The 21,695-nt window shown below is 58.8% G+C and carries 18 protein-coding genes, 4 tRNA genes and 1 riboswitch; of the genes, 14 read left to right on the top strand and 8 right to left on the bottom strand.

Going from position 1 to position 21,695, the window contains the following annotated elements:
* Window positions 1-10 precede the first annotated feature (10 nt).
* The gene (gene astE, locus GV819_RS10545; RefSeq protein WP_161756010.1) at window positions 11-1,021 is read left to right on the top strand and encodes a succinylglutamate desuccinylase; all 1,011 of its coding nucleotides are present in this window, start codon (window positions 11-13) and stop codon (window positions 1,019-1,021) included.
* Window positions 1,022-1,094: 73 nt separating this feature from the next.
* Here the strand turns inward: astE and GV819_RS10540 are convergent, their stop codons facing one another.
* Window positions 1,095-1,604, bottom strand: a complete 510-nt coding sequence (locus GV819_RS10540) for a 6,7-dimethyl-8-ribityllumazine synthase (protein ID WP_161756009.1) — start codon at window positions 1,602-1,604, stop codon at window positions 1,095-1,097.
* 117 nt (window positions 1,605-1,721) lie between these two features.
* Window positions 1,722-1,892: riboswitch (FMN riboswitch) on the bottom strand.
* A gap of 220 nt (window positions 1,893-2,112) precedes the next feature.
* Here GV819_RS10540 and ltaE point away from each other — a divergent pair.
* The 8 genes from ltaE to mgtE all read left to right on the top strand — a co-directional run bounded on the left by ltaE (window position 2,113) and on the right by mgtE (window position 9,954).
* Window positions 2,113-3,117 (top strand): low-specificity L-threonine aldolase, encoded by a 1,005-nt coding sequence (gene ltaE, locus GV819_RS10535; protein WP_161756008.1) that lies wholly within the window; start codon window positions 2,113-2,115, stop codon window positions 3,115-3,117.
* A gap of 146 nt (window positions 3,118-3,263) precedes the next feature.
* Window positions 3,264-5,888: an alanine--tRNA ligase gene (gene alaS / locus GV819_RS10530; protein ID WP_161756007.1), complete on the top strand. Its 2,625-nt coding sequence runs from the start codon at window positions 3,264-3,266 to the stop codon at window positions 5,886-5,888.
* Between the two features lie 96 nt (window positions 5,889-5,984).
* Window positions 5,985-7,226 (top strand): aspartate kinase, encoded by a 1,242-nt coding sequence (locus GV819_RS10525; RefSeq protein WP_161756006.1) that lies wholly within the window; start codon window positions 5,985-5,987, stop codon window positions 7,224-7,226.
* Between the two features lie 188 nt (window positions 7,227-7,414).
* Window positions 7,415-7,603, top strand: coding sequence for a carbon storage regulator CsrA (csrA, locus tag GV819_RS10520; RefSeq protein WP_002554426.1), 189 nt, complete (start codon window positions 7,415-7,417; stop codon window positions 7,601-7,603).
* Window positions 7,604-7,665: 62 nt separating this feature from the next.
* Window positions 7,666-7,756: transfer RNA gene (locus GV819_RS10515), tRNA-Ser, on the top strand.
* 107 nt (window positions 7,757-7,863) lie between these two features.
* Window positions 7,864-7,940 (top strand) — tRNA-Arg (locus GV819_RS10510).
* A 72-nt stretch (window positions 7,941-8,012) separates the two neighbouring features.
* A tRNA-Arg gene (locus GV819_RS10505) sits at window positions 8,013-8,089 on the top strand.
* Between the two features lie 422 nt (window positions 8,090-8,511).
* The gene (mgtE, locus tag GV819_RS10500; RefSeq protein WP_161756005.1) at window positions 8,512-9,954 is read left to right on the top strand and encodes a magnesium transporter; all 1,443 of its coding nucleotides are present in this window, start codon (window positions 8,512-8,514) and stop codon (window positions 9,952-9,954) included.
* 111 nt (window positions 9,955-10,065) lie between these two features.
* Here mgtE and GV819_RS10495 read toward each other — a convergent pair whose 3' ends face one another.
* Window positions 10,066-10,392: an Arc family DNA-binding protein gene (locus tag GV819_RS10495; protein WP_003204761.1), complete on the bottom strand. Its 327-nt coding sequence runs from the start codon at window positions 10,390-10,392 to the stop codon at window positions 10,066-10,068.
* A 378-nt stretch (window positions 10,393-10,770) separates the two neighbouring features.
* On the opposite strand from GV819_RS10495, the gene phnN reads away from it, so the two are divergent.
* The gene (gene phnN / locus GV819_RS10490; RefSeq protein WP_161756004.1) at window positions 10,771-11,352 is read left to right on the top strand and encodes a phosphonate metabolism protein/1,5-bisphosphokinase (PRPP-forming) PhnN; all 582 of its coding nucleotides are present in this window, start codon (window positions 10,771-10,773) and stop codon (window positions 11,350-11,352) included.
* Here phnN and GV819_RS10485 read toward each other — a convergent pair.
* On the bottom strand, window positions 11,327-11,506 hold the full coding sequence (locus tag GV819_RS10485) for a PA3371 family protein (RefSeq protein ID WP_161756003.1): 180 nt from the start codon (window positions 11,504-11,506) through the stop codon (window positions 11,327-11,329). The genes phnN and GV819_RS10485 overlap by 26 nt on opposite strands.
* A 23-nt stretch (window positions 11,507-11,529) precedes the next feature.
* Window positions 11,530-11,769, bottom strand: a complete 240-nt coding sequence (locus GV819_RS10480; protein ID WP_161756002.1) for a hypothetical protein — start codon at window positions 11,767-11,769, stop codon at window positions 11,530-11,532.
* Between the two features lie 290 nt (window positions 11,770-12,059).
* Between GV819_RS10480 and GV819_RS10475 the strand changes: the two genes are divergently transcribed.
* Window positions 12,060-12,136 (top strand) — tRNA-Arg (locus tag GV819_RS10475).
* A gap of 20 nt (window positions 12,137-12,156) precedes the next feature.
* Here the strand turns inward: GV819_RS10475 and GV819_RS10470 are convergent.
* From GV819_RS10470 to GV819_RS10460, 3 genes are read right to left on the bottom strand one after another with little or no spacing between them, the layout of a single operon-like run.
* Complete coding sequence (locus GV819_RS10470) at window positions 12,157-12,816, bottom strand: DUF1266 domain-containing protein (protein ID WP_161756001.1); 660 nt, start codon at window positions 12,814-12,816, stop codon at window positions 12,157-12,159.
* Window positions 12,817-12,823: 7 nt separating this feature from the next.
* Window positions 12,824-14,065 carry a hypothetical protein gene (locus tag GV819_RS10465; protein ID WP_161756000.1) on the bottom strand — a complete coding sequence of 414 codons (1,242 nt, stop codon included), beginning with the start codon at window positions 14,063-14,065 and terminating at the stop codon, window positions 12,824-12,826.
* Entirely contained in the window at window positions 14,056-16,392 is a 2,337-nt protein-coding gene (locus tag GV819_RS10460) for a hypothetical protein (protein WP_161755999.1), read from the bottom strand. The genes GV819_RS10465 and GV819_RS10460 overlap by 10 nt, the downstream gene beginning before the upstream one ends.
* A gap of 515 nt (window positions 16,393-16,907) precedes the next feature.
* Here GV819_RS10460 and GV819_RS10455 point away from each other — a divergent pair.
* Window positions 16,908-18,512, top strand: a complete 1,605-nt coding sequence (locus GV819_RS10455; protein ID WP_161755998.1) for a tetratricopeptide repeat-containing response regulator — start codon at window positions 16,908-16,910, stop codon at window positions 18,510-18,512.
* Entirely contained in the window at window positions 18,509-19,198 is a 690-nt protein-coding gene (locus GV819_RS10450) for a sensor histidine kinase (protein ID WP_161755997.1), read from the top strand. Before GV819_RS10455 ends, GV819_RS10450 begins: the two co-directional genes overlap by 4 nt.
* Here GV819_RS10450 and GV819_RS10445 read toward each other — a convergent pair.
* Window positions 19,186-20,115 (bottom strand): LysR family transcriptional regulator, encoded by a 930-nt coding sequence (locus GV819_RS10445; protein ID WP_161755996.1) that lies wholly within the window; start codon window positions 20,113-20,115, stop codon window positions 19,186-19,188. The genes GV819_RS10450 and GV819_RS10445 overlap by 13 nt on opposite strands.
* A 318-nt stretch (window positions 20,116-20,433) precedes the next feature.
* Here GV819_RS10445 and GV819_RS10440 point away from each other — a divergent pair, with 318 nt between their 5' ends.
* Window positions 20,434-21,675 carry a glutamine synthetase family protein gene (locus GV819_RS10440; protein WP_178124806.1) on the top strand — a complete coding sequence of 414 codons (1,242 nt, stop codon included), beginning with the start codon at window positions 20,434-20,436 and terminating at the stop codon, window positions 21,673-21,675.
* Window positions 21,676-21,695: the final 20 nt, after the last annotated feature.

The raw sequence follows: 21,695 nt of genomic DNA, 5'->3' as shown, positions 1-21,695 counted from the left end.
AAGCCGCTCTATGCTCGCCCTCGGCAAACTGCTTGAACTGACCCTCGCCGGCCGCGAACCGGCAGAGAAGACTCAACTGACTGTCGACGGCGTGCGCATGCGCTGGCTGAGCGAGGGTGCGCTGGAAGTGCGGCCGCCCGAAGCGCGCGATAACGGTCTGGACCTGCTGCTGTCAGCGGGTATCCACGGCAACGAGACAGCTCCCATCGAGCTGCTTGACCGTCTGTTGCATGACATTGCCCGGGGCGATCTCAAGCCCCGCGCACGTATTCTGTTCCTGTTCGGCAACCCCGAGGCCATGCGTCGCGGTGAGCGTTTCGTCGAGCAGGACGTCAACCGGCTGTTCAACGGCCGACATGAATTGAGCAGCGGCTTTGAAGCCCTGCGTGCCTGCGAACTGGAGCGCCTGGCGGCGAGCTTTTTCAGCCTGCCGCAGCGTCAGCGCTTGCACTACGATCTGCACACGGCGATCCGTGGGTCGAAGATCGAGCAATTCGCACTGTATCCCTGGAAGGATGGGCGCCAGCATTCGCGCCGTGAACTGGCGCGCCTGCGAGCGGCGGGCATGGAAGCGGTGCTGCTGCAGAACAAGCCTTCGATTGTCTTCAGCGCCTACACCTACGATCAGTTGGGGGCCGAGTCATTTACCCTGGAGCTGGGCAAGGCACGGCCATTCGGGCAGAACCAGGGAGTGAATGTCGAGCGCCTGGAAACCCGCCTCAAGCACATCATCGAAGGCGCCGAGCCGCCGGCCGAGCAGGACAGCCTCGACGGTTTGAAGCTGTTCAGCGTGGCTCGGGAAATCATCAAGCACAGCGACAGCTTCCACCTGCACCTGCCGGCGGACATCGAAAACTTTTCCGAGTTGCAAGTGGGTTACCTGCTGGCCGAGGACATTGCTCAGACTCGCTGGGTCATCGAGGAAGAGGGGGCGCGGATCATTTTCCCCAATCCCAAGGTGAAGAATGGTTTGCGTGCGGGAATTCTGATTGTGCCGACCACGGCCGACAGCCTGGCCTGAAATAATTCGCCGGCGAGCCGGCTCCTACAGAGTGGTGTAGGAGCCGGCTCGCCGGCGATGTTCCTTCTAGCGGTTAAACCGCTACTGCGCGCTGCTCGTTACGACGCAGGGCACGAACCTTCTGCAGGGTGTCGGCGCAGGTTTTTGCCGCTTCCTGGCCTTTATGCACGAAGTGCTCGAAGAAGAACTTCTGATGTTCGTCGCCCGCGTGGAAATGATGCGGGGTCAGCACCACGGAGAACACCGGCACTTCGGTTTCCAATTGCACCTGCATCAGGCCGCTGATCACCGACTGGGCAACGAACTCGTGGCGGTAGATGCCGCCATCCACCACCAGGCCCGCGGCGACTATCCCGGTATAGCGACCGGATTTGGCCAGCAGCTTGGCGTGCAGGGGGATTTCGAAGGCCCCACCGACTTCGAAGAAGTCGATATCGCTTTCCTGATAACCCTGGGCGAGCATTTCCGTGACGAATCCCTGGCGGCTCTGGTCGACGATTTCCTTGTGCCAGCAGGCCTGGATAAAGGCGACGCGTTCATTGGCGTGGTGTTTGCTTTTGCTATCGATTGCGGTGGGTTGCATGTTCTGACTCCTGTTTGTATGAAAAACAGGGCATATATGAATCGAATGGGATTTAAGGGTGCGCGCAGAACCGACGTGGATTCCCCACGCCTGCCAGCAACGGCCCTTTGGTGCCAATCCCGTTCTCTCTTCATCCGGACTATGACCGTCGGCCCCGGAATCACACCGGGTCTGCTGTCCTTGTCGTCACCTGTGGCCGAGCCAGAGGAATCGCCAAGCGCTCGCGGGCTATGCGCATTGCGCGCAATTACCGCCGGTGGGGAATTGCACCCCGCCCTGAGAACGTTTGCCCGCGGACTTTTCGCGGGCGGTGATTTTTTAACACAGATCGGCCGGAGACGCATTGCGCCTTTTGGATAATTCCCATCGGTTTTTTCGCAGCCAGGCTCAGGGGGTTCTACAGTTGCTGCTTGATTAATTGTGCGGGCGACGGCAGTAATCCGTTTCGAAAGGGAGTTTTCCCTGTTTGAGGCGGACCTTGCCGGTCCCATAGTCGAGGCCAGATGTGATGAGCGTGATCGATCTTCGTAGTGACACCGTGACCCAGCCAACCCCGGGAATGCTCGAAGCCATGGCCAGGGCCCGTACCGGGGACGACGTGTATGGCGAAGATCCGACGGTCAATCAGTTGGAAGCCGAGTTGGCACGGCGTCTCGGGTTTGCCGCAGCACTGTTCGTGCCTTCCGGCACCATGAGCAATCTGCTGGCGCTGATGGCCCATTGCGGTCGTGGCGATGAGTACATCGTTGGGCAGCAGGCCCACACCTATAAATATGAAGGCGGTGGTGCGGCCGTGCTTGGTTCCATTCAGCCGCAGCCGTTGGAGGTCCAGGCCGACGGTTCGCTGGACCTTGCCCAGGTGGCGGAGGCGATCAAGCCGAATGATTTCCACTTCGCCCAGACTCGTTTGCTGGCCCTGGAAAACACCATGCAAGGCAAGGTGCTGCCGTTGTCCTATCTGGCTCAGGCCCGAGCGTTTACCCGAGAGCGGGGCCTGGCGCTGCATCTGGACGGTGCGCGGTTGTACAACGCGGCAGTCAAGCTGGGCGTAGATGCTCGGGTGATCACCGAGCACTTCGACTCGGTCTCGGTGTGCCTGTCCAAGGGGCTTGGCGCGCCGGTGGGGTCGGTGTTGTGTGGTTCCGTAGAGCTGATCGGCAAGGCGCGGCGCCTGCGCAAGATGGTTGGTGGCGGCATGCGCCAAGCAGGCGGGCTGGCGGCGGCCGGTTTGTATGCGCTGGAGCACCAGGTGCAGCGCTTGGCGGATGATCATGCCAATGCGCAGTTACTGGCTGAGGGGTTGCGTCAGGCGGGTTACTCTGTCGAGCCAGTGCAGACCAACATGGCGTACGTACAGGTCGGCGAGCGTGCCGAGGCAGTCAAGGCGTTCGCCGCGGAGCGCGGCATTCGGCTCAGCGCTGCGCCAAGGTTGCGACTGGTGACGCATCTGGACGTCAATCGAGAGCAAATCGGGCAAGTGGTCAGCACTTTTGCCGAGTTTTCACGTAACTGACAGTGTTCTCCGTCCAATTGACTGTTTGTATCGTACAAACACGCTGTACCAAGTGATTAACGCCGATATAATGCGGCCCTTTGCCGTCGTTTCGTCTGTTGACGTTGCGCACAGGCCTTTGGCCGCAGTCTCCGTGGAAGAACCTAATGAAAAGCGCAGAAATCCGTGAAGCCTTCCTTCGCTTCTTCGAAGAGCAAGGCCACACCCGTGTAGCCTCCAGCTCCTTGATCCCAGGCAACGACCCAACCCTGCTGTTCACCAACGCGGGGATGAACCAGTTCAAGGACTGCTTCCTGGGCCAGGAAAAGCGCGCCTATACCCGCGCTGTCAGCAGCCAGAAGTGCGTTCGCGCCGGCGGCAAGCACAACGACCTGGAAAACGTCGGTTATACCGCTCGTCACCACACGTTCTTCGAAATGCTGGGCAACTTCAGCTTTGGCGATTACTTCAAGCGTGATGCCATCACCTTCGCCTGGAACTTCCTGACCTCTGACAAGTGGTTGAACTTGCCGAAGGAAAAGCTCTGGGTCACGGTCTACGCCAGCGACGACGAGGCTTACGACATCTGGACCAAGGAAGTGGGTGTTCCCGCCGAGCGCATGGTGCGCATCGGTGACAACAAGGGCGCGCCTTACGCCTCCGACAACTTCTGGACCATGGGCGATACCGGTCCGTGTGGCCCTTGCACCGAGATTTTCTATGATCACGGCGCCGACATCTGGGGCGGCCCTCCCGGCTCGCCGGAAGAGGACGGTGATCGCTATATCGAGATCTGGAACAACGTGTTCATGCAGTTCAATCGCACCGCCGATGGCGTGTTGCACCCGTTGCCAGCGCCGTCGGTGGATACCGGCATGGGCCTGGAGCGGATCAGCGCGGTGTTGCAGCACGTGCATTCGAACTATGAAATCGATCTGTTCCAGAGCCTGCTGAGCGCGGCGGCCAAGGCCATTGGTTGCACCAATGATGCCCAGGCATCACTGAAAGTGGTGGCTGACCACATCCGTTCCTGCGGTTTCCTGATTGCAGATGGCGTTCTGCCGTCCAACGAAGGCCGTGGTTATGTGCTGCGCCGGATCATTCGTCGCGCTTGCCGTCACGGCAACAAGCTGGGCGCCAAGGGCAGTTTCTTCTACCAGATCGTGGCTGCCCTGGTGGCCGAGATGGGCGAAGCCTTCCCTGAATTGAAGTCCCAGCAGGCACATATCGAGCGCGTGCTCAAAGCTGAAGAAGAGCAATTCGCCAAGACCCTGGAGCAGGGCCTGAAGATCCTCGAGCAGGATCTGGCCGAACTCAAGGGTTCAGTCGTGCCGGGCGACGTGGTGTTCAAGCTTTACGACACCTATGGGTTCCCGATGGACCTGACCGGTGACATCGCCCGTGAACGCAGCCTGACCCTCGACGAGGAAGGCTTTGAGCGCGAGATGGAAGCCCAGCGTGTGCGTGCCCGTTCTGCCAGCTCCTTCGGCATGGACTACAACAGCCTGGTCAAGGTTGATGTGGCCACCGAGTTCACTGGTTATCACGCCACCAGCGGTTCGGCCAAAGTGGTTGGCCTCTATAAGGGCGGGCAATCGGTCGACGTGTTGAGCGAAGGTGAAGACGGGGTGGTGATTCTCGACCAGACCCCGTTCTACGCTGAGTCTGGTGGTCAGATTGGTGACTGCGGGTTCTTGATCGCCGGCAACGCGCGCTTTGACGTGCGCGACACCACCAAGACCGGTGGCGCTTTCCTGCACCACGGCGTGCTGGCCAAGGGCAGCCTGACCGTTGGTGCTCCGGTTGAAGCCCAGGTTGATGCTGAAGTGCGTCATGCCACTTCGCTGAATCACTCGGCTACCCACTTGCTGAACGCAGCATTGCGCCAGGTATTGGGCGAGCACGTGCAGCAGAAAGGTTCGTTGGTGGACAGTCAGCGTCTGCGTTTCGACTTCAGTCACTTTGAAGCGATCAAGCCTGAGCAGATCAAGGCACTGGAAGATATCGTCAACGCTGAGATCCGCAAGAACACTGCGGTGGAAACCGAAGAAACCGACATCGATACCGCCAAGAAGAAGGGCGCCATGGCGCTGTTCGGCGAGAAGTACGGCGACAGCGTGCGCGTGCTGAGCATGGGCGGCGATTTCTCCGTGGAACTGTGCGGCGGTATCCACGCCAACCGCACCGGCGACATTGGCCTGCTGAAAATCACCAGCGAAGGCGGTGTGGCTTCCGGCGTGCGGCGTATCGAGGCGGTGACCGGTGCTGCGGCCCTGGCGTACCTGAACGCTGCGGAAGAACAACTCAAGGAAGCGGCGACCCTGGTCAAGGGCAGCCGCGACAACCTGATCGACAAGCTGTCGGCAGTGCTGGAGCGCAACCGCTTGCTGGAGAAGCAGCTCGAACAGTTGCAAGCCAAGGCTGCCAGCGCGGCGGGCGACGATCTGTCCGCTCAGGCGGCAGACGTCAAGGGCGTGAAAGTGCTGACTGCCCGTCTCGACGGCCAGGACGGCAAGGCGCTGCTGGCGCTGGTGGATCAGTTGAAAAACAAACTCGGTCGCGCAGTGATCCTGCTCGGCAGTGTCCATGAGGAAAAGGTCGTACTGGTTGCAGGTGTAACCAAGGACCTGACTGGCCAACTCAAAGCCGGTGATTTGATGAAGCAAGCCGCTGCGGCAGTGGGCGGGAAGGGCGGTGGTCGTCCAGATATGGCTCAAGGCGGTGGTGTTGATGCCGCTGCACTGGATGCCGCTCTCGCCCTGACCGTGCCATTTGTCGAGCAGGGTATTTAAGGCGCCGAGCCGGGCCCGTCGTCGAGTGGCGGGTCCTTGCGCTGTGCAGTTTGATTGTTAACGGGCGCCCCTTTACGGGCTGAGGCGGCTTAGAAAATGGCTTTGATCGTACAGAAATTTGGAGGCACTTCGGTCGGCTCTGTCGAGCGGATCGAGCAGGTCGCCGACAAGGTGAAGAAGTTCCGCGAAGCCGGCGATGACCTGGTGATCGTGCTGTCGGCGATGAGCGGCGAAACCAATCGCCTGATCGATCTGGCCAAGCAGATCAGTGGCGAAGCCAAACCGGTTCCCCGTGAGCTGGATGTGATCGTTTCCACCGGCGAGCAAGTGACTATCGCTTTGCTGGCCATGGCGTTGATCAAGCGCGGTGTTCCGGCGGTTTCCTACACCGGTAACCAGGTGCGGATTCTCACCGATAGCGCTCACAATAAAGCGCGAATTCTACAGATTGATGATCAGAGGATTCGCGGCGATCTGCAGGCCGGTCGTGTGGTTGTAGTTGCTGGCTTCCAGGGCGTTGACGAGCACGGCAATATCACCACTCTGGGACGTGGCGGTTCCGACACCACCGGTGTGGCGCTGGCGGCGGCCCTGAAGGCCGACGAGTGCCAGATCTACACCGATGTCGACGGCGTCTACACCACTGATCCACGCGTGGTACCCAAGGCTCAGCGCCTGGACAAGATCACCTTCGAAGAGATGCTGGAAATGGCCAGCCTCGGTTCCAAGGTGTTGCAGATCCGCGCGGTGGAGTTTGCTGGCAAGTACAACGTTCCGCTGCGCGTGTTGCACAGCTTTCAGGAGGGTCCGGGCACCCTCATTACTATTGATGAAGAGGAATCCATGGAACAGCCGATCATTTCCGGCATCGCCTTTAACCGCGATGAAGCCAAGCTGACTATCCGTGGCGTGCCAGACAACCCTGGCGTGGCCTTCAAGATTCTCGGCCCGATCAGTGCGGCGAATATTGAAGTCGACATGATCGTGCAGAACGTTTCGCACGATAACACCACCGACTTCACCTTCACTGTGCACCGCAACGACTACCTGGCGGCCCAGACCGTACTGGAAAACACTGCGCGGGAAATCAGCGCACGTGAAGTCGTTGGCGATACAGATATCGCCAAGGTCTCGATCGTTGGTGTCGGCATGCGGTCCCACGCGGGCGTGGCCAGCCGTATGTTCGAAGCGTTGGCAAAGGAAAGCATCAATATCCAGATGATCTCCACTTCTGAAATCAAGGTTTCGGTGGTGATTGAAGAGAAGTACCTGGAGTTGGCGGTGCGTGCGTTGCACACTGCTTTCGAGCTTGACGCTCCGGCCCGACAGGGCGAGTGATAGGTGTTTGAAAGGGGCGCGGTCTGACCGCGCCCTTTGTGTTTTTGATCGGCGCGGGAGAAAACTGTTCTTTTGCCCGTGCTAGTCAATACTTAGGCGTGTAGGACTACAGCCGACCCGGTTGTGGGCCGACACCCTTTTTTTTGCAGACTGTAGTCCCTGAAAATGTAATGCGTGAGGAGAAAGGTATGCTGATTCTGACTCGTCGGTGTGCAGAAAGCCTGATCATTGGTGATGGAGAAATCACTGTGACCGTGCTCGGCGTCAAAGGTAATCAAGTGCGTATTGGTGTCAACGCCCCCAAAGAAGTGGCGGTTCACCGTGAGGAAATTTACCTGCGAATAAAGAAAGAGAAGGACGAAGAACCAAGCCATTAATTTTTATCGTTTTTTTTGTTTGCAAACGGGGAGAAAGCTGGTTAATATACGCCCCGTGTTGCGGAGAGCTGGCCGAGTGGCCGAAGGCGCTCCCCTGCTAAGGGAGTACACCTCAAAAGGGTGTCGGGGGTTCGAATCCCCCGTTCTCCGCCATTATTTGTTTAGTACGTTGTAATCTGGCTTCTTCTGTAAGTTGTTGAAATTACTAGAAAAAGAGCTTTACAAAAAGATTTAACGGCCTATAATGCGCGGCAACAAATGCACTCGTAGCTCAGCTGGATAGAGTACTCGGCTACGAACCGAGCGGTCACAGGTTCGAATCCTGTCGAGTGCACCATTTAAGAGTTAGTTGCAGTGATGTAGTTAACTTTGCTTCAGCCAGTTGTGGTCTGGTCTAAAAACACAAAATGCACTCGTAGCTCAGCTGGATAGAGTACTCGGCTACGAACCGAGCGGTCACAGGTTCGAATCCTGTCGAGTGCACCATACATCAGAAAGCCCGCATCGTAAGATGCGGGCTTTTTGTTTTCTGCGTTGTATATTTCTGCCTCTCCTCTCTTCTGATTCATTTCTCTGGAACGGTGTCGTCCTGGCGAAGTCGAATTCAGTGTCCATATGCCTGCACGCGGACTTTTTTCTCCAGGTGTGTGTTTTCTTTTTGCACCTGTGCGTCGCAGTTTTATAGATTCGGTTACTGCTCAGGTTTATGCCGCAAGCGCTTGTTCTTGCCGCGATTTTTAGCGTTTAAAACCGCCAGGCGGTGTATGATTGCGCCCGTCAGCCCCGCCGGGGCTTGTGGAATACCTCCATGGACTTACCCAGTAGTTGCTCAGTATCCCGTTTTTACAATCATGAACTGACTGATTGATCCTTCCGGCGTGCTCCTCTGCTGGGAGTGGAGTTCGCCTATGACCGAAGTAGAAGTAAAGAAGACGCAAGAAAGCCTGCAGGACCGCCTCGCTCAAGTCGTTGAGCTGTTACAGCGCCAGCGGGTGGTCGAAGACCTGACGCACCGTCAGGAAGGCCATCATCAAGACCGGGTCGAGAACCTGGTCCATCGGCAGAACCTTGTCGAGCTGCAACGCAAGCTCGATGACCTGCACTCCGCCGACGTTGCCTACATCCTTGAAGCCTTGCCTCTGGACGAGCGTCTGACCGTCTGGCAGTTGGTCAAGGCCGAGCGTGACGGCGACATCCTTCTCGAAGTATCCGATTCCGTACGTGAAACCCTGATCGCCGACATGGACGATCATGAGCTCCTGGCTGCCGCCAAGGAGATGGACGCTGACGAACTTGCTGACCTGGCTCCCGAGCTTCCGCGAGACGTTGTCCATGAGCTGATGGAGACCCTCGACGGCCAACAGCGTGAGCGCGTTCGCTCCGCGTTGTCCTATGACGAGGAGCAGGTCGGCGCACTGATGGACTTCGAGATGGTGACCATCCGCGAGGACGTCAGCCTAGAAGTGGTTCTGCGGTACCTGCGCCGCCTCAAAGAATTGCCAGGCCACACCGACAAGCTGTTCGTGGTGGATTACGACGGCGTGCTCAAGGGGGTGCTGCCGATCAAGCGCCTCTTGGTCAATGATCCGGACAAGCAAGTGGCAGAAGTCATGGCCAGTGACCCGGTGAGCTTTCATCCGGATGAAGATGCCTATGATGCGGCCCAGGCATTTGAGCGTTATGACCTGATTTCGGCCCCGGTAGTCGACAAGAATGGCAAGCTGATCGGCCGTTTGACCATTGACGAAATGGTCGACCTGATTCGTGAGGAAAGTGAGACCGAAGTCCTCAATATGGCTGGTCTGCGCGAGGAGGAGGATATCTTCGCTTCGGTGTGGAAGTCCCTGCGCAACCGTTGGGCTTGGTTGGCAATCAATCTGATTACCGCCTTCGTCGCGTCGCGAGTGATTGGCTTGTTCGAGGGCTCCATCGAAAAGCTGGTGGCGCTGGCCGCCCTGATGCCGATCGTTGCGGGTATCGGCGGTAATTCGGGTAATCAGACCATCACCATGATTGTGCGGGCAATGGCCCTGGATCAGGTAAGCACCGGCAATACCTCGCGCCTGATGCGCAAGGAGTTGGCGGTCTCCTTGATCAACGGCCTGGTCTGGGGTGGGGTGATCGGCATTGTCGCCTACCTGCTCTACGGGAGTTGGTCGCTGGGAGTGGTAATGACGGCTGCCATGACCTTGAACCTGCTGCTGGCGGCCCTGATGGGGGTCTTGATCCCCATGACCTTGGTACGACTTGGGCGCGATCCAGCGATGGGGGCGAGTGTGATGATCACTGCGATGACGGACAGTGGTGGTTTTTTCATCTTTCTCGGCCTGGCGACGATCTTCCTGCTCTGACTCGTCCCTTGCATAGGTTTTGCCCGCGAAGCGCCTTTATGGCGCTTCGTTGCTTATTCGGCGGGCAAAAAAAAGCCAGCAACTAGGCTGGCTTGAGCATTCTGGGTCGAATCAGGTGGCGTCTGCGGCCATTTCAGCGTCATGGGCGATCAGCGAAACCAAAGCGTTTTGCTGGCGATGTGAAAGTTGGCGGAAACGCTGAAGCAGTTCGCGTTCATGCAAGGACAGCTCGGGGCTGTCCAGGCGCATGCTCAACTCTTCACCCAAGGCGCCTTCCTGAATAAGACTTTGTTCCAGGCGCGCGATGATTTCGGAGTTCATGCTGCGGTGATGATTGCGAGCCACCTCGGCAATGCGTTCACGCATCCCGTCTGGTAGACGTACGACGAACTTGTCAGCCGTACGGCTGGAATAAATTGCCTGTTTCAATGGGCGCATATATTTAACCGGTTAGTTCAGGGGAGCGGTTCTCGGAATTGGCCGCGGGCTGTCTTTTAGGACAAGCCTGATTGCCAAATGTTCAACCTGAATTGTTAAGAGGCCCGCATCATGCCTCAAAATTGCCAGATCATTGGCGTCAATTCTGTGACAAATATTGAACTGGATAAAGGCGTTATGCCAGCACCAATTATCAGAAATGCGGACTGGTTTGAAAAGATCGCTGATCCGCGTTATTGACCGCATTCTCCCTCCTGGTGGGAGTGTCAGTGCACTAGCGAAGGTGCATGCTATGCGTGTGAGCTACGTAATCCCTACCTGTTAGAGGATAGTGGCAAATGGCCGATTTACTAGTTGTGCTGTCTGGGGCAGCGACCTATGCCAGGTAGACTGATTTACATGATGGGGCCTTCAGGGGCCGGCAAGGATAGCCTGATTGATGCAGCCAGGCAGCCTTTAAGTGTTTTGCGTTGTAAGGTCGCAAGGCGGGTGATCACGCGCTCTGCGGAGTCTGTGGGCGAGGAGGCCCTCGAGGTCTCTGAGCTGGAGTTTGAGCGGCAGGTGGAGCGGGGTGATTTCGCCTTGTTCTGGCGGGCCAATGGCCTTGGGTATGGCATTCCCGTGGAGATTGATCGTTGGTTGGCGCAGGGCTGTTATGTGCTGGTCAACGGTTCCAGGGGCTATTTGTCCCTGGCCCGAGAGCGTTATCCCGATTTGATTCCGATAGTTCTGACTGTGGATACGGAAGTATTACGCCGTCGTTTGCTGCGTAGGGCTCGGGAAAGTCTGTCGGAGATCGAAAGCCGTCTGCAGCGTAATGAGCTATTCGCCAGTGCTGCCTGGCTCGACGAAGAGTCGGTTGTGCGTCTAGACAACTCGGGAGAGTTGCAGGTTACTTTGCAGCGGTTGCTGGAAATACTGTGTCAGCGGGGCGTTAGCGCAGCACCGGGTCGAACTTGATCTTGCGTCCGGCGATCAGTGCCAGCAGGAGCAGGCTGAAAAATGAGCCGCAGGCGATCAGCAAAGCACTGCCGAGAGTCTCTTCAGGCAACAAAGCTGCAGCGAATCCGCTGAGCAGCGTCAGAATAAGCAGGCTTTTGGCTGCAGTGGACATGTGTAGCTCCTGATGTTTTGATCTCAAAATACCCAGTTTTCAGCTTGTGTATTGGCTGACCGCTGCGGGTTTTGTCCCTCGGTAACCCGGGTTGCGACTCCAGGCTGGATCTGGGTGTTCATGACTGCCAGTTGTGGTGCCTGGCTTTGGGGGTGACGGGCAGTTGCACTCCCAGTCAGTTCAGCGTTGTCTGCCGGCTGAAAGTGAAAGGCCATCAGTATGGCGATGGCTATCGCGTTCAAGAGAAACAGGGCGCTGCTCATGGGCGTGATCTCCGCGGTGTTTTATCCGTTGATAAAGCAGGCCACATGCCAAGAGTCTACATGCCATTAAATCCTTTAAAAACAACTAGTTGTGTTGTTCAAAAAAGCAAAGGCAATTGCATTTTGCAATGATGGCATTTTGCAGTGATGCAATTTGCACGAAGTTGTTGCCGGTCTGCTGACGGCTCTTGGTGTCTCGTGCAAAAAGCCCTATGGATGACATGACAAATGCGGCCTTGGCCGTTAACATGCACGCCGTCATTCGCGCCGTGTCAGGCGCTCGCCGTTCAGTCTCAGTAGCTCAATTGGATAGAGCATCCCCCTCCTAAGGGGAAGGTTGGCAGTTCGAACCTGCCCTGGGACACCACTCCATTCTCCTTCGTCGCCTCACTGCGCCACTGGACAGAACGCCGGTAACCCTTGCCAGGCAACGCCTGCCCAAACGCCGCTACCAGGGGCAAGTAGCCGGTTCAGGCTCGCCTCATCGAATGCTTCTCCCAGGGAGTCGGCCCTGAATGCTGCCACCCACTGCTGACGTCCGAGCATGTAGGCCTTGCCGAAATCCTCCCAGCTGTTGAAGCAGTCCCGGGCTCGTTGAGCATTGAGCAGCATGATGCGCCATCCGGTCTCGGGCTCGATCCAGTTCATCAGCATGGCGCAGCGAATAAAGAAGGCGCTTCGCACGCAGGCGAAGGCCATTGCTGCGCGTGGGTCATCGGTCGCACTCAGGCCATGCAGGTCAACCCCAAACCAGCGCCGTTCCAACGTACCGTTCAGGTGCTCGCTGACTTCGTTGTCGGTGGCGTTGCTGCGAAAACCGATCTGGTGCAGCAGTGGAGCCCTGAGTGAGGTTTTCGCCTGGTCCATGAAGTGGGTGGTGTCGGGGTCGAAGAAGCCGGTCATCCCCCTGGCGTCGACCATGGGTTGTGCCAGTGTCAGTGCCCAACGTTTGCGTGGGGTGAACATCAGCAGGGAGATGGGCGGCTGGCGGCGAAAGTAGCGCCAGACCAGCCAGGCGCCGAATAGCAGCGCAATTATCGTCATCATGGTCGTTTCACCGGGTTCTGGTTTGCCAGGCTGCGATTTCCTCGGCCAGGGCGGGGGACATGTCGGTCCAGGGCACGCCTTCGGTCTGGTACCGCGGATCGTCGGCCTGACGTGGTGGCCAAGGGGTTTTCTTGAAAATGTGGCGGGTGGCGTACTTCACCGATGGTGCTTGAGGAGAAACCTCCAGCAGTAAGTCGGACTGACGGGCTGCCACCAGCCATTCGACCATGGCTGAAGGCGCGTCCAGTCGATAGAACAGCTGCGGATAGCGAGCGACCAGGCGGGTCTGAGCCTCAGGGTCGCTGACGTCCTCAATGCGCAGCCAGCCCGACTCGGTGCGCACGATGCCGATGGCAATGCAGTCGGCCGGGGTTTGCTGGTCGGTGCCTATGGCGTTGAGGAACAGCAGCAGATCCTGGAAGTAGCGTTCTACCGGTGGGCGGTTCTGCTTGCCTTTGACTTGCTCCACGGTGAGTGCGCCGTTGTCCTGGATGATCAGGCTGACGGTTATGTGAGGCTGGCCCTGAGCATCGCGTAGGCTGAATACACGCATGCCCTGTTGCTCCACGGCTTCGGCGTAGCGTTCGCCGTAGCCGCCGGTCAAGGCACGACGATTGGCGAACTGGCCCAGGCAGTGGCGCATCACGTAGCTTTCAAAGGCCATCTCGGCCCGTAGCAGCGAGCTGTCCGGGCGTAACTCCACCCAGCTGTGCTCGGCGCAGGTCACCGTCGTAGTCAGGGCTTCGATCGAGCTCTGGCGCCAGCCCTGGTCGACCCGGGCGGACATCTGCGCATGTTCTTTTTCCCACAACGCCAGCGCCTGCGGGCAGGTGATGCGATCAAGCTTGCCTTCCAGTGCCGTGCCTTTGCGCGAGGTCAGGAACTCCACCAGCAAGGCCTCCTGGTGGAGCAGTTGTGGATCCAGTGGGTCGATCCAGACCAGCGTGGCCAAGGGTTCCGAGGATGTCTCTGTGGGTGTTTTGGCTGTGGCACTAAAATACCCGGCGACCCAGTTCGGCAAGGCTTCAGTGCCCAGGGTTACACCGGCTTCTTCCAGGGTCTGGATCCGTCGTGCGGGTTCGAAGTTGCCTACCAGATGCCGATAGAAGTGATTCAGTAGCCAGCTTTGCACTGGCACTTCATCGTCACGCCCCTGGCTCCGCTGGCGGATGCCGTCTTTGAGTTGCTCGGCATTCAACAGGTTGCGTGGGGCGTAGCTGGAGGCGCGTTTGTCGACGCTTACTTCCATATCTGCCACCAGCTTTTCTTGCCGGAGGGTTGTTCCGGCGCCTGAAGCTCTGCCAGGAGCTGCTCGGTCCGGGCCCGGCACTCCACGTCGTAGTCATCGTGCGGGGTGCATAGCGCCAGAGTCCGTGCGCAGTAGTCGATGGCCTCGGCGGTGCGTCCACGCGCCTTGAGGAAATCTACCGAGCAGGACATGACCGAAACCTCGTTCATGGCCAGTACCAGCGGCTCGTAACGTTGCCAGAGGCTATCGGCGTTATCCGGATGAGCGTGGGCCAGGTAGCGCGCCACCCTGATCCGGGCGAACAGTGCCGAGCTGTCCAGTTGCTGGTCGTTGACTCCTTGCTCTTCTTGCCACTTGAGCAGGCGTTCGAGCCAGATGAGGATTTCACTGTCACGGTCCAGCGAGTACAGAGCGTATGCCAACGGGCCCATGTAGTCATTCGGATCATGGCGGCTGTAGCCGAACTCCATCGAGTAGTGCCACAGCTGTTCTGCGGCTTCGATGATGCCGGGTTGGTCGTTCATGCCGATGCGGGCACTGAGCAGGCCATTGTAGTGCTCAGCGAACGAGCTGGCGGCGATGCCGCGCAGGTGCAGGTCGATGGCTTCCTGGTAGCGCTTCTGTTCGTTGTAGCAGCGGTAGTTGATTGCCAGGTTGTTGCAGAGCATGGAATAGAGGTGCGCGCAGGCATCGAACGGATGGCCGTTACCTGTGGCGAAGTAGCGCTCCATATGCGCCTGGCCTTGCTCGTAGGCGTCTTTCTGCGCCTCGCGCAGCAGCGAGTAGGCTTCGTTTCGGGCGTCTGTCGGCAGCTTGTCCGCTTCAGCTTCTGTCAGGTCGTCGATGGTCAGCGCGTAGTTGTAGGCGTATCTGCCGCTGGCCAGGATCGGCTTTGGCAGTTTCAGTGTTTCGATCACTCCCAAGCTTTTGACCCGCGCGGCAAACAGCGAATAGGCGCTGCGATTGTCCTGCAGGCGGCCGGCCTGAATGGCGTTTTGCAGCAGGCTGACTTCTGTGGCAGCGTCGATCAGGCCGCGCTCTCCATCATGCACGGCGGCCAGGCGGTTGATCCAGGGCTGGTCGGGGGCGCGGCGCTGCGCCTCGGCCCGCGCCTCGGCAAACAGCGGGTCGAGCAGCTCTGGGTCATCCATGGCGCCATACAGGGCCGTCAGTAGCGGAGTGGTTGTGGGGTCGATGGATTCGATGGCCGGCAGGGCCGAGAGAAAACTCTGCAGTACCTCTTGGTTGATGCAGGCGCGCATCACGCAGATCGGCCACCAGGCGCTGTGGTCTTCGGGATCTTGCAGGCGATGGAGAACCAGGCGGGCGGTGGCCGGCCACATTTCGGTTTGTCTGTCATACACGTCGATGAAGGCTCGGTGCCCGGCTTCATCGATGCGTCCGGCTTCTATCAGCCAGGGCAGTTCGTACTCGATGAAGTTGGTACCGCCGTCGGAGTCCAGGCTCAGCGCTGCAGCGTTGCAGATTTTCAAGGCTCCGCTCAGATCGTCCTGGGCATACAGGGCGCGGGCGGCCAGGCGTGCAGTACGCACCTCCCATTCGCGGCGCCGGGGCAGGGAGAGGCCGGCGGTCAGTTGGGCGATGGGTTGCTCGAACAGCGCTAGGCGTAGCGGGACGATATCGATCAGTGCGTTGCCCAGCCACAGCCAGTCGCCTTCATCGATGTCCTGTTCGGGGCTGGCAGTACGCACGGCGTTGACTGCATCCAGTGCGGCACTGCGGGCTTCGTCTTCACGCTCGTGGGCGGCCAGCACCCGGGCGCGGCGCCGATGTTGGTCGGCAGCGTCCCAGGCCCGTAATGCAGCGCGCGCAGGATTGACCAGGGTCAGCGCGTAACGCACATCGATGGTTTTCAGTGCGACTTCGGCGCTGCCTTGTTCCAGCTCGTCGAAGATCCGGTAGCGACGGTAGTGCTCAACGTCGAAGTCCAGAGTTTGCGTAGCCATCTGGTTGAGTTGCTCGAGTACCTCGAGAAGGGTCGACTCATCGTCGAGATAACTGGCGATTCGCAGGCGCAGGATGGCCAGGTTCATTTTCAGCTCAGCTTGGGCTGGCTGATGCGTGGCTTGCAGCAAGGCGTCGCCGTCCTGATCGATGACGGTCTTGGCCGCTGCTGAATCACCGGCCTGCATCCAGAGTGTGTGCAGGCGGTCGATGGATGCCAGCGAGTTGGCCTGCAGCGGTTGTGCCTGCAACTGGGCCAGCAAGGCATCGGTTTCCTGCTCCTGCTCTTGCTGTTGGGCCTCAAGGCGGTCCATGAACTGTTCCAGTTCAATGCCGGTTATCGCACTGCTGTTATGCGCCATCGTTAACTCCATTTGATAATGACCTGCGCATCGCTTGATGCACTGCCTGGCAGACCGGCACTTCCTCGTCGATGATACCGCCGTCGGGTGCCATGCCGATCCCTCGACACCCGGGTTGCAAATCTGTACAGCGTGCAGCTGATGGATCATTTGCCCCTTGGCCGATACCGTGCACAGCACTGGCATGGCAGGCAAAAACGATCGAGGTTTTGAGGCGCAGCACGCTATCAGGTGAAGTTTCAGAATCCAAGGTTTCAACAGCGGAGTGAGCAGTTTTCAGAGAGTTTTTTCGGGGGCGGATGGATTCTTGCGAACACCTATAAGGGAATGCCAAAGCCGGCCGATAACTTCAGTGGACAATTGTGTTCCCAAGTCGCGATCTGTATCACAGGGCGACTGGAAAATGGTTGATAGCCCGTGGCCAGCAGCTATTATCTGCGCGCCAAAAACAGGCTGTGAAGCCGGGCGGGTCCTGGTGTCTGTGGATTGATCTTCTTACTTGCCTGGAATCTTCGATGCTGGCGTACCACCAAAAGAGCTTTTTGATCGTCGATGATTTCTCGGACTTCCGCAGTTCGGTGCGTTCGATGTTGCGTGAGCTGGGTGTCAAGGATGTGGATACCGCCGATACTGGCGAACAGGCCCTGCGCATGTGTGCGCAGAAGCGCTACGACTTCATCCTCCAGGATTACCATCTGGGCGACGGTAAGAAAAACGGTCAGCAGGTGCTGGAAGACTTGATGCTGGAAAAGCTCATCAGTCATGAAAGCGTGTTCCTCATGGTCACTGCCGAGAGCAGCCAGGCCATGGTGCTCAGTGCTCTGGAGCACGAGCCTGACGCCTATCTGACCAAGCCTTTCAACCGCTCCGGCCTGGCCCAGCGCCTGGAGCGCCTGCAGCAGCGCAAGACTCTGCTCAAGCCGATTCTTCAAGCCCTTGACCGGGGCAAGCCGGTGGAAGTGCTTAACGCCTGCATCGCGCTCTGCAAGCAGGACCCGCGGTACGCGCCCCTGTGCCTGCGTTACCGGGCGGATGCCCTGCGCGACATGCATCAGAATGAGCCCCTGGAGCGCCTGTACAACAGTATTCTGGCGGACCGGCCTTTGCCTTGGGCCTATGTCGGGCTGGGGCGCTTGCTGTTCAAGCGTGGCCAAGCAGGTGAGGCCAAGGCGGTGTATGAAAAGGCCTTGAAGGCATTTCCGATGATGCCCGGGCTCTACGACGGGTTGGCGGATGTGCTGGTTGCCGAAGGCGATACCAAGCGCGCCCAGAGCGTGCTGGAAGAGGCGGTGCGCCTGTCGCCGCTGGCCGTGCGTCGTCAGGCGTTGCTGGGCAAGCTGGCCATGACCAACGAAGATTTTGACAGCGCCTCCAGAGCCTATCGCCAGGCGGTGTACCAGGGCGCGCAGTCGCGCTTCAAGGACCCGGAAAGCAACCTCGGCCTGGCCCACGCATTGATCAGCAAGGGCAGTGAGAAGGGCTTGGACACTCGCACTCGCCTGGAGATCAACCAGACCCTGAGCGCGGTGGCCAAGGAGAACCCCAGCGATCCGGGCCTGCAGATCCGCGCGCGACTGATGAAGGCCACCAGCCTGTTACTCAATGATGCGGAAACCGCTGAAAAGCTCACCGAGCAAGCATTGATGCGCCTGGACGGCATGGAGCAATTCATGAGTCCCGAAGCGGCGCTGCTGGTGGCCAAGCAACTGCAGATGCTGGGGCAGGCCAGTGCGGGTGCGTCGATGTTGAAGAACTGTGCGGAGATCTACGGCGATGATCCGAAGGTCATGCAGAACATTGCCAAACTGACCGACGACCCGACGATCCTCAGTTCGTCCAATGCGGCGGCCGACATCAACCGTCAGGGCGTACGTAGTTACAAGGGCGGCAATCTGGTCGAGGCCCGGGACTTGTTCCGAAAAGCCCTGGCCATGCAGCCGAAGAACATCAGTATTGCCCTGAACATGGCACAGTCGCTGTTGCACGGCGCGGACGCCAATCCGGATGCGGCACTCCTGGAAGAATGCCAGGCGTGCCTGAAAATGGTCGGCATGATGCCCGATACCGACGCGCGTTTTCTGCGCTATCAGAAGCTGCGAAGCAAGGCGTTTGGCGAATGATCGAAAAGCAACAGGTGCTCGACTTTTCCACGGTGATCGCATCCACCGTACATGACATGAAAAACTCCCTGGCCATGCTGATGCAGGCTCACGCCCAGTGGCTGGCACGCTTGCCCGAGTCGCAGCAGGCGCCCGAGCAAGGAGTGATCGACTACCAGTTTGCGCACCTCAACGGCATGCTGGTGCAGTTGTTGGGGCTGTACAAACTGGGAGTCAACCAGTTGCCGTTGCAGCCGGCCTACCACGAGCTGGATGATTTCATCGAAGCGCAGTTGGTGAGTCATCAGGAGGTCTTCAAGAGCCGTGGTATCTCTGTCGCCTACGAGGTCGATCCGTTGAGTCCCCTGGGCTTTTTCGATCGTGAGCTGATTGCCTCGGTGTTGGCCAACTGCATCAACAATGCGATCCGCCATGCGCGTCATGCGTTGTTGATCACGGTCAGTGATGAAGAGGGGCAGGTAGTGCTGTCGATCAATGACGACGGCGAGGGCTATCCCCAGGTGATGATCGAGCGTCAGGCCGACTATGTTCAGGGCATCAATCAAAGCAGCGGCAGTACCGGGCTGGGGTTGTACTTCGCCGGGCGTATCGCCGAGCTGCATCAGCGCAACGGCGTGTGCGGGCATACCCTGATCAGCAACGGTGGCCCTTTGGGCGGTGGCCTGTTCAAGATTTACTTGCCTTGAGCGCTGGTGTTGCCCAGCTCTTGCCCGGCCAGATCCAGGCATTCGAGAAAGGCGGCCAGCGCCGCTTTGGGTTCCTGTCCCTGGCGAGTGATGCAGTGAAAGCTCGAGCGATAGGCCAGGCGCTGGGGTAGCAGGGCGCGCAGTTGGCCCTTGGCGACCCAGTTGGCGGCGTAGTGGCTGGGCAGATAACCCAGGTAGGTGGTCGAGAAGATCAGCGTTGCGATGGCTTCCATGGTGTAGGCGCTGACGGTCTGGTTGAAGGGCAGGTCGTGAGGTCGTTGATTTTCCGCCATATAGCCTCGACCCACGTAATCGGCGGCGCAGATGTCTTCCATGGTCAATGCTTCATCGCGGCGTAGAAACAATGGATGCCCGTTGGCGCAGTAGAGGTTCTGTTCTTCATCGAACAGGTGCTGGTAGTGCAGCCCCGACAGTTGATGGTGGAAGGCGCCGATAGCCAGGTGCAGGCGCTCGTCGAGCACTGCCTGTTCCAGCTCATCGGGGCGCATCAGGTGCAGGTTCGGGCGCACTTGTGGCAGGCGACGACGCAAATGATTCAGGGCCAAAGGCAGGGGCGCGCAGGGCAGGCTGACCAGGCTGTCGACGCTGCCGATCTGCAGGTGTTCACGGGCTGCCGGACCTAGCCGGTTGGCATGCTGACGAAAGCGCTCGATGTCAGTGAACAGCAGTTGCGTGGCCTCGAACAGTTCCTGGCCCTGATCGGTCAGCTGAAAGCCGCTGCTGCCCCGTCTGCACAATGAGTATCCCAGGCGTTCCTCAAGATCGCGCACTACCACGCTGAGTCGTGACAGGCTGGTGTTGAGCCGTACTTGAGCTGCGGTGAAACCACCGGCTTCAACGATGGCGCAGAAAACCCGCAGCATCCGCAGGTCGATATCGGCAAGGCTTCCCAGCATGCGGGCCTCCATCGGTCAGGCTAGGGCAGGCGGTTGAGCCTACTCCTTTCGCTGAGTGGCTGGATACTGGCTGTGTATCGGCAGTGAACGTGCGGGTTGTTTGCCGATGTGCAGACGGCTGGGGATTTTATTCTCGCCTGCTTGAAATCCTGAGCGGGTGGTGCGTATTTTGTACGGGTCGCCGTTCGCGGCTCGTATAACAACAAGGATTGAGTCATGACAACCGATGGCCACAGTTCACTCGCCGAGCGATTGACGGGCATTGATGAGATTGAATGTGTCACTGCGGATTTGAATGGCGTACCGCGGGGCAAGGTAATGACCGCCGAGGGATTCCTTGAAGGGCGGCGTTTGCAGATGGCACGGGGGGTGCTGCTGCAATGCATCATGGGCGGTTACCCGCCTGCGCGTTTTTACGGCAGCGACGACGGCGACCTGGCGCTCAATGCCGATCCACAGCAGATTCATCGCCTACCCTGGAGCCAGGCTCCACGGGCGCTGGCTATCTGTGATGCGGATGAGCTCAGTGGCGAGAGTTCGCGACTGTCCACCCGTGGTCAACTCAAGCACGTGGTCTCCCGCTATGCGGCCCTGGGGCTGGCGCCGGTGGTGGCTACGGAGCTTGAGTTCTTTGTGTTCGCTCCCAACGACGATCCCGCGGAGGTTTTCCGGCCACCAGTGGGGCTGGATGGTCGGCGGGAGGAGGGCTACTCGGCATTCAGTGTCAGCTCCAACAACGGCCTGCGACCGTTCTTCAAGGAGGTCTACGAGTGCATGGCCGCTCTTGGCCTGCCCCGCGACACCTTCATGCACGAGATGGGCGTCAGCCAGTTCGAGATCAACCTGCTGCACGGCGATCCGCTACTGCTGGCGGACCAGACGTTCCTATTCAAGCACCTGCTCAAGGAAGTGGCGCTCAAGCATGGCCTAATCGTGGTTTGCATGGCCAAGCCACTGGCCCATACACCGGGCAGTTCGATGCATATTCACCAGAGTGTGGTGGAGATCGGTAGCGCTCGTAACGTCTTCAGTGACGAAACTGGGCAGCCGACGGCGATGTTCCGTCATTTCATTGGTGGCCAGCAGGCGGCAATGGCGGATTTCACGGCATTGTTTGCCCCCAACGTGAACTCCTATCAGCGCTTGTGCCATCCTTACGCTTCGCCGAACAATGCCTGCTGGTCCCATGATAATCGGGCGGCTGGGTTGCGAATCCCGGCCAGTTCGCCGGTGGCGCGACGGGTGGAGAACCGCTTGCCGGGCGCGGATGCCAATCCGTACCTGGCGATTGCCGCGAGTCTGGCAGCGGGCTTGCATGGGATCGAGAATGAGCTGGAGCCGACGGCTGCTATCCAGGGTGAATTTACAGTGCCGGACAATTTGTCATTGCCCTGTACCTTGCATGCGGCGCTGGAGCGTCTCAAGCGCAGCCAGTTGGCCAGGGAACTGTTTGGCAACGAGTTCATCGAAGGCTACATCGCTTCGAAGACCATGGAATTGACCAGCTTCTTTGATGAAATTACTCCCTGGGAACGGCGTGTGTTAGCGGCCCAGGCATAACCGAACCGTCGCTGGTCGGG

It is taken from the genome of Pseudomonas sp. Fl5BN2 (genome assembly GCF_009908205.1).
Lineage (GTDB): Bacteria > Pseudomonadota > Gammaproteobacteria > Pseudomonadales > Pseudomonadaceae > Aquipseudomonas.
The sequence above is the reverse complement of the archived record's forward strand: the minus strand, read 5'-3'. Positions and strand labels throughout refer to the sequence as shown.